Below are 13,996 nucleotides of genomic sequence, written 5' to 3'. Positions count from 1 at the left end.
GAGGGTGCCGACCTGATCCTGGATCAGGCTGGATAACTCCAGGGTCCAAGCCCGCGGAGGGCCCACTTCTGGTGGTACTGCTGCGTCGTCCGGGATCCGGCACCATTGGCCGCAAACGCATAGGCAATCGCCCGCGCGGTCGCTGCTACCGCAGGTGCCTGGATCGGTCGCTCGCTGAGACGCGCCTCATTGGCGCCGGTGGACACACCGGTGCCACGCAGCTCGAAGCCGAGCGGGCAGGTGGCGAGGACCGAACGATCGGTCATTTTGATGGTGTTCATGAAGCTGATCATTGGGTTCGCCTCCTCTCGGCGTCTCAGGGGGCCGGTCGAAACCGGTCCGGGCTAGTTAGTACAACACGGATTCCTCGGATCCCGGAAGGGCCGTTGTCTCCGTGCTCGGAAGGCTATGGGTATGCGCTCCGCGCGCGCAAACTATTTTTCCGTCGAGTTTCGCGCGGGTTCTTCAGGACCGCTTCCACCGTCCTGATCGGCGCCCTCCGTACGGGTGAGTTCCCGCCCGGAGCAGAGCGCGAGGACGTCGGCACCGAACTTGTCGAGCTTCCGCCTCCCCACTCCAGGGATGCCCGCCAGCTCCCCTTCGGTTCCCGGCACGGCCTCGGCGATCGCCAGCAGCGTCTTGTCGGTGAAGACGCAGTAGGCCGGCTGGCCGAGCTGCCCGGCCTGCTCGGCCCGCCACTCCCGCAGCCGCTCGTACAGCGCCTCGTCCAGCTCCGAGGGGCAGTCCTCGCAGCGCATCAGCTTCATCTCGCCCGCGTCGGTCAGCGTCCTGCCGCACACCCGGCAGTGGACCGGGCCACGCCGCTTGCGGACCGGGCCACTCGCGCCGCCGCGCTCGATGCCGCCGCCCCCGCCCGGCGTGCGGACGACGGAGGCCGCGGAGCCGGGACGCAGCCCGTTCAGAAAGCGGCTGGGGCGGCGGTTCGGCCGGCCTCCGGGAGAGCGCGAGAGCGCCCAGGAGAGGGACAGATGGCGGCGGGCGCGGGTCACCCCCACATAGAGCAGCCGGCGCTCCTCCTCCACCTGGGGGTCGGTCTTGGCGTAGGTGATGGGCACCATGCCCTCGGTGAGCCCGACCAGGAAGACCGCGTCCCACTCCAGGCCCTTGGCGGCGTGCAGCGAGGCGAGCGTCACACCCTCGACGGTCGGGGCGTGCTGGGCCGCCGCCCGCTCGTCGAGCTCCGCCACCAGATCCGCGAGGGTGACCTGCCGGCCCGCCGCGAGCCGGCCCGCGCAGAACTGCTCGGCGAGCCGCACCAGCGCCGTGAGGGATTCCCAGCGGTCGCGCACCGCCCCCGACCCCGCCGGGGGCTCGGGCGTCCAGCCGCGGGTGGAGAGCACGGCCCGCACCTGGGCGGGGACGTCCGCGTCCGCCAGCGCGGGGTCGGCGCTTCCGGCGCGGGCCGCGCCGCGCAGCAGCAGCCCCGCCTCGCGCACCTCGGGGCGCTCGAAGAACCGCTCGGCGCCGCGCAGCTGATAGGGCACCTGTGCGTCGGCCAGCGCCTGCTCATAGACCTCCGACTGCGCGTTGATCCGGTAGAGGATCGCGACCTCGCTCGGCGGGACCCCCCCGCCGCCCTGCTCCACGGGGGTGATCAGCTCGCGGATCCGGCGGGCCACGCCCTCCGCCTCGGCCGGCTCGTCCGCGTATGCCGCGTAGACCGGGTCGGGGCCCGGTTCGCGCTGCGAGACCAGCTCCAGGCGGTGCTCGGCCGCCCGGCCGCGGGCCTGGGCCAGCACCCCGTTGGCCAGGTGCACGACCTGGGGGGTGGAGCGGTAGTCGCGGACCAGCTTGACGACCGTGGCTCCCGGGTGCCGGGTGCGGAAGTTCAGCAGGTGGTCCGGGGTGGCTCCGGTGAAGGAGTAGATGGTCTGGCTGGCGTCGCCGACCACGCACAGGCTCTCCCGGTCGCCGAGCCACAGCTCGAGCAGCCGCTGCTGCAGCGGGCTGACGTCCTGGTACTCGTCGACCACGAAGTGCTGGTACTGCCGGCGCACCTGGTCGGCGATGTCATGCCGCTCTTCGAGCACCCCGACCGTCAGCAGCAGCACATCCTCGAAGTCGATCACTCCACGCTCACGCTTGAGCTGCTCGTACCCGGCGTAGATCCGGGCGATCTCGGCGGCGTCCCGCGGGGCCTCCCGGCCGGACTTGGCGGCCGCGGCCGGATAGTCCTCGGGCACGGTCTGGGTGACCTTCGACCACTCGATCTCACCCGTCACATCGCGCAGCTCATTGCGGTCCAGCCGGACCCGGCAGCGCGCCGCGGCCTCGGCGACCAGCTGCGCCTTGCGCTCGACCAGGCGCGGCACCTCGCCGCCCACCGCCTTGGGCCAGAAGTACTGCAACTGGCGCAGCGCGGCCGAGTGGAAGGTGCGCGCCTGCACCCCGCCCGCGCCCAGCTGCCGCAGCCGCCCGCGCATCTCCCCCGCCGCGCGGTTGGTGAAGGTGACGGCGAGCACACTCGCGGGCTGGAAGACCCCCGCGCGCACCCCGTAGGCGATCCGGTGGGTGATGGCGCGGGTCTTGCCGGTCCCGGCTCCGGCCAGCACGCACACCGGGCCGTGGAGGACCGTGGCCACCTCGCGCTGCTCGGGGTCGAGCCCTTCGAGCACCGCGTCGGCGTCGCGCGGGACCGCCGCGTACTCGGCCGGTGTGGAGACCCGCGGGAAGAGAGGGAAGGGCGTTGCTGCTGTCACCCCGCCATGCTGCCAGGTCCGCTGAGACGGCCGGGGCGGTTGTCCACAGCCGCGCCCGTGCGGTCATCCCATCCGATTGTCGGACTTCTCATCCGGCTCCTTCTCCTCGGCTCTCATCGGCCTGCCGGCGCGGGAAGCGGGAATGCGCCGGAGCGGGCAGATGTTCCACCACTGCCCGTACGCCGAGCCTCAAGGAGCGTAAGACCGATGTCCGGCACTGTGACGATGTACAGCACCACCTGGTGCGGCTACTGCCGCCGCCTGAAGAGCCAGATGGACCGCGAGGGAATCGCGTACACCGAGGTCAACATCGAGCAGGACCCGGAGTCGGCCGCCTTCGTCGAGAAGGCGAACGGGGGCAACCAGACCGTGCCGACCGTGCTCTTCCCCGACGGCTCGACCCTGACCAACCCCTCCCTCGCCCAGGTCAAGGCGAAGATCGGCGCCTGAGCCCGAGCTCCCGCCCGGGCCGGCGTCGCCCCCGGGCTCAGGAGCGGGGCAGCGGTTCGCCGTACCAGAGCTCTATGAGCCGGGCCGCGATCGAGATGCCGGAGGGAGGGAGCACCTCCCCGGACTTGAACGCGGCCCGCAGGTCTTCCCGCGAGAACCAGCGCGCCTCGTGGATCTCCTCCCCGTCCACCTGGATGTGGGAGGAGATGGCGCGCGCCATGAAGCCCAGCATCAGGCTGGAGGGGAACGGCCAGGGCTGGCTGGCCACGTACTCGACCTCCCCGACCGTGACGCCCGCCTCCTCCGCCACCTCGCGGACCACGGCCTGCTCGATCGACTCGCCCGGCTCGACGAAGCCCGCGAGCGTCGAGAAACGCCCCTCGGGCCAGTGCATCTGGCGGCCCAGCAGAGCCCGGTCCTGGTCGTCGGTCACCAGCATGATCACGGCCGGGTCGGTCCGCGGGTAGTGCTCGGCCCCGCAGGCCGGGCAGCGGCGGATGTGCCCCGCCGCCGCGATCACCGTGCGCTCGCCGCAGCGCGAGCAGAACCGGTGCAGCCGCTGCCAGTTCTCCAGCGCCACCGCGTGGACCAGCAGTCCGGCGTCCCGCGCCGACAGCAGCGCGCCCGCCTCCCGCAGCCCCGCCGGGCGGGCCGACTGGTCGATCCGGCCCGGGAGCGCGTCCTTCTGCAGCGCGAAGTAGCGGACCCCGTCCGCGTCTATGCCCAGGAAGTAGCGGTGGGTCTCGGTGGGCGGGGCCTCGAAGGACGGGGTCATGACGAGTTCGGTGCGCCCGTCCGGCGTGTCGTCGACCAGGGCCTGGCCGCCGGAGACCACGAAGACCCGCGTCGTCGGGTGGCTCCACGCCGCGGCCAGCCACGCCTCGTCCAAGCGGTGGTGCGCGGCGCGGTCGATGCCGCTCGCGCCGCTGAGCGTGATCGGCTGGGCGGCGGTGCGATCGGTCCGGGTGGTCACGGCAGCTTCCAACTCCCCCTGGGAAACGGGTGGTTTACATACATCGTGCGCGCTATACGGGCCGCTGCTCCGCGAGATCGCCCCACAGGTAGGCGGCCGTCTCGGCGCCCTTGAGGAGGAGGTCGAGCTCGACCTTCTCGTTCGGCGCGTGCCAGCCGTCGGAGGGCACCGAGATGCCCAGGAAGAGCACCGGCACGCCGAGCACGTCCTGGAGGTCGGCGGCCGGGCCCGAGCCGCCCTCCCGGGTGAAGCGGATCTTCGTGCCGAACGCCCGCTCCATGGCCCGCGCCAGCGACTGGAGCGCGGGGTGGTCGAGGGGGGTCAGACAGGGGCGGGTCGCGCCACTGAAGGTGATCTCGTGGCGGATGCCGGCCGGGAGCCGGGCCGCGACCCACTCCCGCACCGCCGACTGGACCCGGTCCGCGTCCTGGCCCGCCACCAGCCGGAAGGAGAGCTTCAGCTGGGCGTACGACGGCACGATCGTCTTGCCGCCCGGCCCCTGGTAGCCCCCGCCGATCCCGTTGACCTCCGCGGTCGGGCGGGCCCAGATCCGCTCCAGGGTGGTGAAGCCCGCCTCGCCGAGCGCGGCGTGCGAGTGCGCGGAGCGCAGCCAGGCGTCCTCGTCGAAGGGCAGCTCGGCGAACAGCTCGCGGTCGCGGTCGGTCAGCTCCACGACGCCGTCGTAGAAGCCGGGGATCGCGACGCGGCGGTCGGCGTCGTGCAGGGCGGCGGCCAGCCGGGCGGCCTCGGTGGCCGGGTTGGGGACCGCGCCGCCGAAGGAGCCGGAGTGGATGTCCTGGTCCGGCCCGTAGAGGTCGATCTGGCACTCCGCGAGCCCGCGCATGCCGGTGCAGACCGTCGGGGTGTCCTCGGACCACATCCCGGTGTCGGAGACGATCACGGTGTCGCAGGCCAGCCGGTCGGCGTGGGCCCGGATCAGCTCGGTGAAGTGCGGTGAGCCGGACTCCTCCTCGCCCTCGACGATCAGCTTCAGATTGACCGCGGGAGCGGCACGGCCGGTCGCCGCGAGGTGGGCCCGGACGCCCAGGGTGTGGAAGAACACCTGCCCCTTGTCGTCGGCCGCGCCGCGCGCGTACAGCCTGCCGTCCTTGATCGTCGGCTCGAAGGGGTCGGTGTGCCAGCCGTCCTCGCGGGCGGCGGGCTGGACGTCGTGGTGCCCGTAGACCAGCACCGTCGCGGCGTCCGGGTCCCCGGACGGCCACTCGGCGAAGACGGCCGGCGCCCCGGCCGTCGGCCAGACCTCGACCACCGGGAAGCCCGTGGCGGTCAGGCTCGCCGCCAGCCACTCCGCGCTGCGCCGGACGTCGTCGGCGCGGGCGGGGTCGGCAGACACGGACGGGATGCGCAGCCACTCGGCGAGGTCGTCGAGGAACGCGGCGCGGTGACCGTCCACATAGGCGCGGACGGCGATGTCCGGGTCCGGGGTGTTGCTCATGGACTTGAGCCTATCCGGCCCGGAAGGGTGCCAGGGCCGGGGTCCGCGGGCGCCCACCGCTGTTGTGTGTTCTCGGTCACGGTGTTTTCGCTCAGGGTCCGCTCCGTGTCCGGGTGTGATCACCAGCGGGCTCTGGATCGGCGGGGTCCGGGCCAGCCGACTCCGCATCGGCGGGCTCCGCATCGGCGGGGTCCCGATCGGGCTCGCCGAGCAGGATGCGCTCGAGTTCGGCCCGGCCCGGCAGGCCGGCCGGGCGGACGACCTCGCCGCTGCGCACATAGAGGAAGGCCGCCGAGACGGCCGACAGGGGCAGACCGCGCTGTTCCGCCCAGGCCAGGCGGTAGATCGCCAGCTGTAGCGGATCGGCGTCCTGCGACCGGCCGGTCTTCCAGTCGACGATCTCGTACCGCACGCCCTCCCCGACCCCCTCGGCCCGCTCCTCGCGGTACACCGCGTCGATCCGGCCCCGGATCGTCCGGCCCGCCAGGGCCAGCTGGAACGGCGCTTCGACGCGGTAGGGGGTGCGATGCGCGTACGGGGTGCGCGCGAACGCCTCCTTGAGCTCCGCCAGGTCCCGCTCGTCCGCGATCTCCGCCTCGTCGTCCTCGCCGCCCGGCAGCTCGTCCGGGCCCAGGAACGGGAGCGGCAGCGCCTCGAAGCGCGACTCGACCCAGGCGTGGAAGCGGGTGCCGCGGCGCGCGGCGGGGCGCGGCGGGCGCGGCATGGGGCGGGCCAGCTCCCGCGCGAAGCCCTCGGGGTCGGCGGCGAGGCGCATCAGCTGCGAGGCGGTGAGGGTGTACGGCATCGGCACGTCGTGGACCGTGGCGCGGGCGCGCCGCAGCTCTCCGGCGAGCGCGTCCAGGTCCCGGTCCCAGGAGGCGACCAGCCGCGCCTCCTCGGGCGCGAGGGCCTCGCCGGCGGGGCCCTCGCGGGTTTCCGGCGGCTCGGGCCCGGCGGGGTCGTCGGCGTACGGCTGCTCAGCGTACGGGTCCTCGGGGTGCGTCTCATCGGCGTAGGGGTCCGCGTACGGGTCCGCGTGCGCGTCGTCGGCGTACGCGTCCTCGGCGTACGGGTCGTCAGACGGGTCGCCGTACGGATCCGCGTACGGGTCGTCGTACGCCTCGTCGGGCGGCTCGGGCCAGAGCGGGTCGTCCCCGGGGGCGGTCCCGGCCTCGGGCGCCCCGTCCGCCGAGGGATGGCCCTCGTCGTGCGCGGCGGGGCCGCCGCGCGGGCGCGCTGCGGCGGGCGCGGGGGGCATGGTGCGCGCGGGGGGCGCGTCAGGTGTGGCGGGCGCGGGGGGCGGGGGCGCCTCGCTGCCCGCCGCCTCCAGCCGGTCCAGGTGGGCGAGTACCACGTCCGCCGCGCGGCGGCGGCGGGCCAGGGCGTCCGGGTCCAGGGGCAGCGGCCAGGCGCGGTCGGCGGCCGCGGCCTCCAGGGCCGGGTTCCGCTCGTCCTCCTCCGGCGGCGGGGCCCACGCCTCCACCTCGCCGTGGCCCGCCTCACAGTGCTCGCGCAAGGCCTCCAGGAAGGCCGAAGGGCCGCGCGGCTTCTTCTGGGTGGGCCCCCACCAGTGGCCCGAGCCGAGCAGCAGGGAGCGGGGGCGGGTGAAGGTCACATAGCCGAGCCGCAGTTCCTCGGTCCGCTGATGGGCCTTCATGGCCTCCTTGAAGGCGGCCAGCCCCTTGGCGCTCCAGTCGCCGATCTCCGGCAGGGTCTCCGCGTCGCCGCGCAGCGCGTGCGGCAGCACCCGGGCGTTCGCCGTCCACGACTCACGGGCCTGGTCGCTCGGGAACTGCTTGTCGACGAGGCCGGGCACCGCGACCACGTCCCACTCGAGACCCTTGGACTTGTGGGCGGTGAGCACCTTGACCGTGTTCTCCCCGCCGGGGAGGGAGTTGTCGAGCCCCTTCTCGTACTGCGCGGCCGTGCGCAGGAAGCCGAGGAACGCCAGCAGGGTGGCCTCGCCGTCCAGGGCCGCGAAGCCGGCGGCGACGTCGAGGAAGTTGCCGAGGGTCTCGCGGCGGCGGGCGGCGAGGGCCTGGGGCGAGGCGGACAGCTCGACTTCCAGGCCGGTGGTGGTCAGCACGCGGTGGAGCACGTCCATGAGCGGGTCGGCCAGCGAGCGGCGCAGGTCGCGCAGTTCGGCGGCGAGCCGGGCGAAGCGGACCCGGGCCTCGGCCGAGAACGGCAGCCCGTCGTCCGGGCCGTCGGGGGTGAGGAAGGTGTCCAGGGCGTCGGCGAGCGAGACGACCTCGGCCGGGTCCACGCCCTCGACGGCCTCGGCGAGACGGCGGTCGGGGTCCTCGCCCGCCGCCGGCCCCGCCGAGGAGCGTACGAGGGCGCGGGCGCGGCGGCCGAGCAGCGCCAGGTCGCGGGGGCCGATCCGCCAGCGGGGGCCGGTCAGCAGGCGCACCAGGGCCGCGTTGGCGCCCGGGTCCTGGAGCACCTCGCAGACGGCCACCAGGTCGGCGACCTCCGGCAGGTGCAGCAGCCCGGAGAGGCCGACGACCTCCACCGGGACCTCCCGCTCCACCAGGGCGCCCTGGATCCGGGCGAAGTCACCGGCCGTACGGCACAGCACCGCGATCTCGCCGGGCGGGGTGCCGGTGCGCACCAGGTGGGCGATGGAGTCGGCGAGCCAGGCCAGCTCCTCGGCGTGGGTGGGCAGCAGGGCGCAGCGCACCACGCCGTCCCGCTCCGCGCCGGGGGCGGGGCGCAGCGCCTCGACGCCCTCGTGCATGGCGCGCAGGGGGGCGGCGAGCCCGTTGGCGAGGTCCAGGAGGCGGCCGCCGCTGCGCCGGTTCTCGCTGAGCGCGAAGCGGCGCGCAGGGCTGCCGTCGGCGTGCGGGAAGTGCTCGGGGAAGTCGTCCAGGTTGGCGACGGAGGCGCCGCGCCAGCCGTAGATGGCCTGGCAGGGGTCGCCGACGGCGGTGACGGCATGGCCCGTGCCGCCGCCGAAGAGGCCGGAGAGCAGCAGCCGCTGGGCGACCGAGGTGTCCTGGTACTCGTCCAGGAGGACGACCGCGTACTGCTCGCGCAGGATCCGGCCGACCTCCGGGCGGGTGCGGGCCAAGGTGGCCGAGAGCGCGATCTGGTCGCCGAAGTCGAGCAGGTCACGGCCGCGCTTGTCGGCGCGGTAGCTCTCGACGAGGCCCAGGAGCTCCAGCCGGGCGCGGGCGGCCTCGGGCACCTTGCGCAGCTCGGCGTTGGTCAGCTTCACCTCCTCCAGGGCGCGCAGCAGCTCGGTGTCGTACGCGCGCAGCCGCTCGGCGGGGACCAGGTGCTCGGCCAGCTCGGCGTCGAGCGCGAGCAGGTCGGTGACCAGGTCCGCGAAGGGGCGGGTGAGCGCCGGGAAGGGCCCGGGGGCGGTGCGCAGCACCCGCGCGGCGAGCTGGAAGCGGGTGGCGTCCGCGAGCAGCCGGGCGCCCGGCTCCAGGCCGATGCGCAGCCCGTGCTCCTTGAGGAGCTGCCCGGCGAAGGCGTGGTAGGTGGAGATCTGCGGCTCACCGGCGACGGCCTCGCCCGGCACGGCCTCTCCCTGCACGGCCCCGTCCGCGACGGCCCCGCCCGTCGGGGCGGCCCCCGGCGCCGCCGGGGCGGGGGGCGCCGGGTCGGGGTCGGTCACCCCCGCCTTGACGAGCGCCTTCCGGACCCGCTCGGACAGCTCCCCGGCCGCCTTGTTGGTGAAGGTGAGCCCGAGCACCTGCTCGGGGGCGACCTGGCCGGTGCCGACCAGCCACACCACGCGGGCCGCCATCACCGTGGTCTTGCCCGAGCCCGCCCCGGCCACGATCACCTGCGGGGCGGGCGGCGCGGTGACGCACGCGAGCTGCTCCGGGGTGAACGGAATGCCAAGGAGCTCCTTGAGCTGCTCGGGGTCGGTGATGCGGGCGGACATTCCAGTGAGGCTATCCGGGCCCGCTGACACCGGCGTCAACACCGAGGTCCGCGCCGGTGTCGCGAACGCCACCTCACCCGGCCCGCGTCACTCGACGACCTGCCGCCCCTCGGCCCGGGCGCTGCACGCGCCCCGGAAGGAGCAGCGGTCGCAGTGCGCGCCCGCGCTCGGCGAGAAGCGCTCGTCGAGGACACGCCCGGCCGCATCGGCCAGCAGCTCGCCCACCCAGTCCCCCTCCAGCGGCTCCTGCGCCTGCACCTTGGGGACGGCGTCCCCGCCGTCCTTGCGGGCGGCGCCCTGGCGCAGCTGTACGAGCTCGGCGCCGCCCGGCTCGGGGCGGCCGTCGGGGAAGAGGTCGTCCACCGCGCCCTCGCGCACCGCGAGCTGGTACACGGCCAGCTGAGGGTGGTGGGCGACGGCGTCGCGGGTCACGGTGCCCTTGCCGGTCTTGAAGTCGACGACATAGGCGCGGCCGTCGCCGTCGGCCTCGACCCGGTCCATGCTGCCCCGGATCCGCACCTGGTAGGCGTCCGCCTCCAAGGTGACGTCGAAGGCGTGCTCGGTGGCCACCGGGGTGCGGCCGCCGCGCTCCATCACATGCCAGCGCAGGAAGCGCTCGAGCGCCGCCCGCGCGTGCTCCTTCTCCTGCCGCGACTTCCAGGGCGCGTCGAAGGACAGCGCGTCCCATACGGAGTCCAGCCGCTCCATGAGGACCGCGAGGTCGGCCGGGGTGCGTCCGGAGGCCACCTCGTCGGCCAGGACGTGGACCACGTTGCCGAAGCCCTGGGCGGCCGTCGACGGCGTGTCGGCCTTCACCTCCCGGCCCAGGAACCACTGCAGCGAGCAGGTGTTGACGAGCTGGTCCAGGGCGCTTCCGGACAGCGCCACGGGGCGGTCGCGGTCGCGCAGCGGGACCTCACTGTGGGTCGGCTCGTACAGGCCCCACCAGCGGTACGGATGCGCCGCCGGGACCAGCGGCTGGCCCTCGTCGTCGCGCAGCGCGGCGAGCCGGGCCAGGCGGCGGGCGGCGGCGTCCCGCAGCTCCTCGGAGGCCGCCGGGTCGACGGTGGTGGCGCGCAACTCGGCGACCAGCGCCGCGACGGACAGCGGGCGGCGCGGGCGCTGGGTGACGTCCACCGGCTCGACGCCCAGCTCGCCCAGGAAGCGGGAGGGCTGGTCCCCGTCATCGGCCGCGGCCTTGACGGCGGTGACCACGAGCCGCTCCTTGGCGCGCGTCGTCGCGACGTAGAACAGCCGCCGCTCCTCGGCCAGCAGCGCGCCCGGGGACAGCGGCTCGGCCAGTCCGTCCCGGCCGATCCGGTCCGCCTCCAGGAGCGAGCCGCGGCGCCGCAGATCCGGCCACAGCCCCTCCTGCACCCCCGCCACCACGACCAGCCGCCACTCCAGGCCCTTGGAGCGGTGCGCGGTCATCAGCCGTACGGCGTCGGGCCTGACCACCCGGCGGGAGAGGGTGTCGGCCGCGATGTCCTGCGCGTCGATCTCGTCGAGGAAGTTGAGCGCGCCCCGGCCGCCGACCCGCTCCTCGGCGCGCGCGGCGGTCTCGAACAGCGCGCACACCGCGTCCAGGTCGCGGTCCGCGTTGCGCCCGGCGGCCCCGCCGCGCCGGGCGGCCCGCTCCAGCCGCTGTGGCCAGGACGTGCCGTCCCACAGCTCCCACAGCGCCTGCTCGGCGGTGCCGCCGCCCGCGAGCAGCTCGCGGGCCTTGCGCAGCAGCAGACCGAGCCGCTGCGCGCCCCGCGCGTACGCCGGGTCGTGCGCGACCAGCCGCTCGGGCTCGGCGAGCGCCTCGGCGAGCAGTACGTCGGAGGGGCGCGGCACGGCCCGCCCCGCCGCCCGCTCCTCCTCGCGCAGCGCCCGGCCGAGCCGCCGCAGATCGGCGGCGTCCATGCCCCCGAGGGGCGAGGCGAGCAGGGTCAGCGCGGTCTCCACGTCGAGCCCGGCGGCCCCACCGCCGGCGGCAGCCGGTTCGGCGGCGGAGTCGGCGCCGGGCTCGGCCGTGGGTGCGGCAGCGGGGTCGGCCGAGGTCTCGTCTGTGTTCTCGGCGGTGGGCCCGGCCGGGGTCTCGGCGCCGGGCTCGGCGGTGGGGTCGGCCGTGGGCCCGGCGGTGGGCTCGGCCGTGGGCTCGGCAGCGGGGTCGGCCGTGGGCTCGGCGCTCGGCCGTGGGCTCGGCGATGGGCCCGGCGCCGGGGGCTTCCCGGCCGGAGGGCGCTCGCAGGGCGGCCGTCGCGGCGGCGCGCAGGGCCGTCAGGAGGGGCGCCACGGCGGGCTCGTGGCGCAGCGGGATGTCGTCCCCGTCCACCTCCACGGGCACGCCCGCCGAGGTCAGCGCGCGGCGCACGCCGGGGAGCGAGCGGCCGCCGGCGCGCACCAGGACGGCCATGTCGCGCCAGGGCACCCCGTCCTCCAGATGGGCGCGGCGCAGGACGTCCGCGATGTTGTCGAGCTCGGAGCCCGCGGTCGGGTACGTGTACACCTCCACGCGCCCGCCCTCGCGGACGGCCGACAGCTCCCGGTGGGCGCGCACGGCGGCCGCCGGGAGGCGGGTGAGCGGCATCCGATGGGTGATCAGGCGGGTGGCCGCGAGGAGGGCGGCGCCCGAGCGGCGGGAGGTGGTGAGGACCTCGACCGGCGCCGGTGCGCCGTCCCGCCGGCGGAAGGCGCGCGGGAACTCGAGGATGCCGCCCACGTCGGCGCCGCGGAAGGCGTAGATCGACTGGTCCGGGTCGCCGAAGGCGACCAGCGTCCTGCCGTCGCCCGCAAGCGCGCGCAGCAGCCGCAGCTGGGCCACGTCCGTGTCCTGGTACTCGTCGACGAAGACGGCGTCGTAGCGCGCGGCCAGCTCCGCCGCCACCTCCGGCCGCTCGGCGAGCAGCACCGCCCGGTGGACCAGCTCCGCGTAGTCCAGCACGCCCTGCGCGTCCAGCACGTCCAGGTACTCGGCGAGGAAGGCCGCCGCCGCGCGCCAGTCCGGCCGCCCCTGCCGCGCCGCGAAGTCCCCCAGCGCCCGCGGGTCGAGCCCCAGCTCCCGGCTGCGCGCGAGCACGGCGCGCACCTCGTCGGCGAAGCCGCGGGTGGTCAGGCAGGCGCGCAGCTCGTCCGGCCAGCGGACCGCGGCGCGACCCTCCCGCTCCAGCTCCGCCTCTCCGGCGAGCAGCTCACGGACCACGACGTCCTGCTCGGGGCCCGACAGCAAACGCAGCGGATCGGCGAAAATGTCCATGTCCTGGTGGGCGCGAACCAGGGCATAACAGAATGAGTGGAAGGTCGTGGCCTGCGGGCCGCGGGCGCCCCCCAGGCGTGCCGCCATCCGATCGCGCAGCTCGACCGCCGCCTTGCGGCTGAAGGTGAGCACGAGGATCCGCTCGGGGTCCGCACCGCCCCGCACCCGCTCGGTCACGGCCTCCACGAGCGTCGTGGTCTTGCCCGTGCCCGGTCCCGCGAGCACCAGCAGCGGACCGCCCGGGTGGTCGACCACGGCGCGCTGCCGCGCGTCCAGGGCAGGAGCGGCCACCGGGTCCGGCCGGGTGCGGACCAGGCGGTACGGGCCCGGGGACGGCTGCCGGGTGAACGGCTGCCGGGCCTGCCGCTGGCGCGGAAGGGACGAGGAGGAGGAGCTCACGTGGATCGCCGGTCCTGGTGGGTGTGCTGGGTGCGGCACAGCCTCTCATGTGACGCGGGGCGTCACCCGAATGGCTGTGGATACGGCCGCGGGCGCGCCGCGCCGCCTGGGCATGGGCCCGCTCGTGACGGGCCCTCTCGGCATGAGCCCCTTCGGCATGAGCCCCTTCGGCATGAGCCCCTTCGGCATGAGCCCCTTCAGCGCGGCCCCCTTCGGCACGGGCCCGGCCGCGCGGGGTGCGGCGGACCGGCTCCCCGGTGGTCAGCCCCCGTCGGACCCGCCGCCCTGGCCTGGCCCGCCGGTCCCGCCGTCCTGGCCGTCCCACCGGGCCCGGGCCATGTCGAGCCGCGGCAGATGGCCCTCGGCCGACCGCCCCGCCTCGCGCAGCGGCGTGCCCTCCTCCCGGTAGTGGTCGAGCGCCCGCAGCTCATGGCCCGGCAGCAGCACCCCGTCCGCGCGCACCACCCGCCACCAGGGCACCGCGCCCCCGTACAGCGCCATGACGCGGCCCACCTGACGCGGGCCGCCCTCGTCCAGCCATTCGGCAACATCCCCGTAGGTCATCACCCGGCCGGGCGGAATCAGCTCGGCGACCTCCAGCACTCGCTCCGCGTACTCGGGCAGCTGGTCCACGGCGCCCGGCCGCTCGCCCTCGGGACGCGCACCGCTCTGATCGGGAATCCGGCTCATCCCGCCCATCCTGCCGCACCCCTCCGACAGCCCGGCCGGCGATCCACAAGGCCGTCCCCCGATCCGCTCACCGAGCGTGCACGGCACCCGTACACGACGTACGATCCGAATTTCACGTCCCCGAAATGCACCCTGATGCCCACCTCCCCAGCCCGGGCATGCCACCATC

The 13,996-nt window shown here is 75.2% G+C and carries 7 protein-coding genes and 1 pseudogene; 1 reads left to right on the top strand and 7 read right to left on the bottom strand.

From position 1 onward, the window contains the following. Nucleotides 1-23 precede the first annotated feature (23 nt). Nucleotides 24-293: a hypothetical protein gene (locus BBH68_RS19440; RefSeq protein WP_065964193.1), complete on the bottom strand. Its 270-nt coding sequence runs from the start codon at nucleotides 291-293 to the stop codon at nucleotides 24-26. 141 nt (nucleotides 294-434) lie between these two features. Continuing rightward, entirely contained in the window at nucleotides 435-2,720 is a 2,286-nt protein-coding gene (locus tag BBH68_RS19435; RefSeq protein ID WP_065964192.1) for an ATP-dependent DNA helicase UvrD2, read from the bottom strand. A gap of 207 nt (nucleotides 2,721-2,927) precedes the next feature. On the opposite strand from BBH68_RS19435, the gene BBH68_RS19430 reads away from it, so the two are divergent. Next, entirely contained in the window at nucleotides 2,928-3,170 is a 243-nt protein-coding gene (locus tag BBH68_RS19430; RefSeq protein ID WP_065964186.1) for a mycoredoxin, read from the top strand. A 37-nt stretch (nucleotides 3,171-3,207) separates the two neighbouring features. Here BBH68_RS19430 and nudC read toward each other — a convergent pair whose 3' ends face one another. From nudC to BBH68_RS19405, 5 genes and pseudogenes are all read right to left on the bottom strand, one after another. Next, entirely contained in the window at nucleotides 3,208-4,143 is a 936-nt protein-coding gene (nudC, locus tag BBH68_RS19425; protein ID WP_065964184.1) for an NAD(+) diphosphatase, read from the bottom strand. 52 nt (nucleotides 4,144-4,195) lie between these two features. Then, nucleotides 4,196-5,599 (bottom strand): dipeptidase, encoded by a 1,404-nt coding sequence (locus BBH68_RS19420; RefSeq protein ID WP_065964183.1) that lies wholly within the window; start codon nucleotides 5,597-5,599, stop codon nucleotides 4,196-4,198. Between the two features lie 91 nt (nucleotides 5,600-5,690). Further along, a complete protein-coding gene (locus BBH68_RS19415) occupies nucleotides 5,691-9,497 on the bottom strand; it encodes an ATP-dependent helicase (RefSeq protein WP_065964180.1) in 3,807 nt (1,268 codons plus the stop codon). Nucleotides 9,498-9,584: 87 nt separating this feature from the next. Then, nucleotides 9,585-13,029, bottom strand: a pseudogene (locus BBH68_RS44510) (ATP-dependent helicase). A gap of 369 nt (nucleotides 13,030-13,398) precedes the next feature. Further along, on the bottom strand, nucleotides 13,399-13,827 hold the full coding sequence (locus BBH68_RS19405; protein WP_065964178.1) for an MGMT family protein: 429 nt from the start codon (nucleotides 13,825-13,827) through the stop codon (nucleotides 13,399-13,401). Nucleotides 13,828-13,996: the final 169 nt, after the last annotated feature.

This window comes from Streptomyces sparsogenes (assembly GCF_001704635.1).
GTDB classification, from domain to species: domain Bacteria; phylum Actinomycetota; class Actinomycetes; order Streptomycetales; family Streptomycetaceae; genus Streptomyces; species Streptomyces sparsogenes.
This window is presented reverse-complemented; position numbering and strand designations above follow the sequence as displayed.

Bases quoted from the DNA above. Each gene is read 5' to 3' on its own strand.
- BBH68_RS19440 (WP_065964193.1), bottom strand. From the start codon at position 293: ATGATCAGCTTCATGAACACCATCAAAATGACCGATCGTTCGGTCCTC.
- BBH68_RS19430 (WP_065964186.1), top strand. From the start codon at position 2,928: ATGTCCGGCACTGTGACGATGTACAGCACCACCTGGTGCGGCTACTGC.
- BBH68_RS19420 (WP_065964183.1), bottom strand. From the start codon at position 5,599: ATGAGCAACACCCCGGACCCGGACATCGCCGTCCGCGCCTATGTGGAC.
- BBH68_RS19415 (WP_065964180.1), bottom strand. From the start codon at position 9,497: ATGTCCGCCCGCATCACCGACCCCGAGCAGCTCAAGGAGCTCCTTGGC.
- BBH68_RS19405 (WP_065964178.1), bottom strand. From the start codon at position 13,827: ATGAGCCGGATTCCCGATCAGAGCGGTGCGCGTCCCGAGGGCGAGCGG.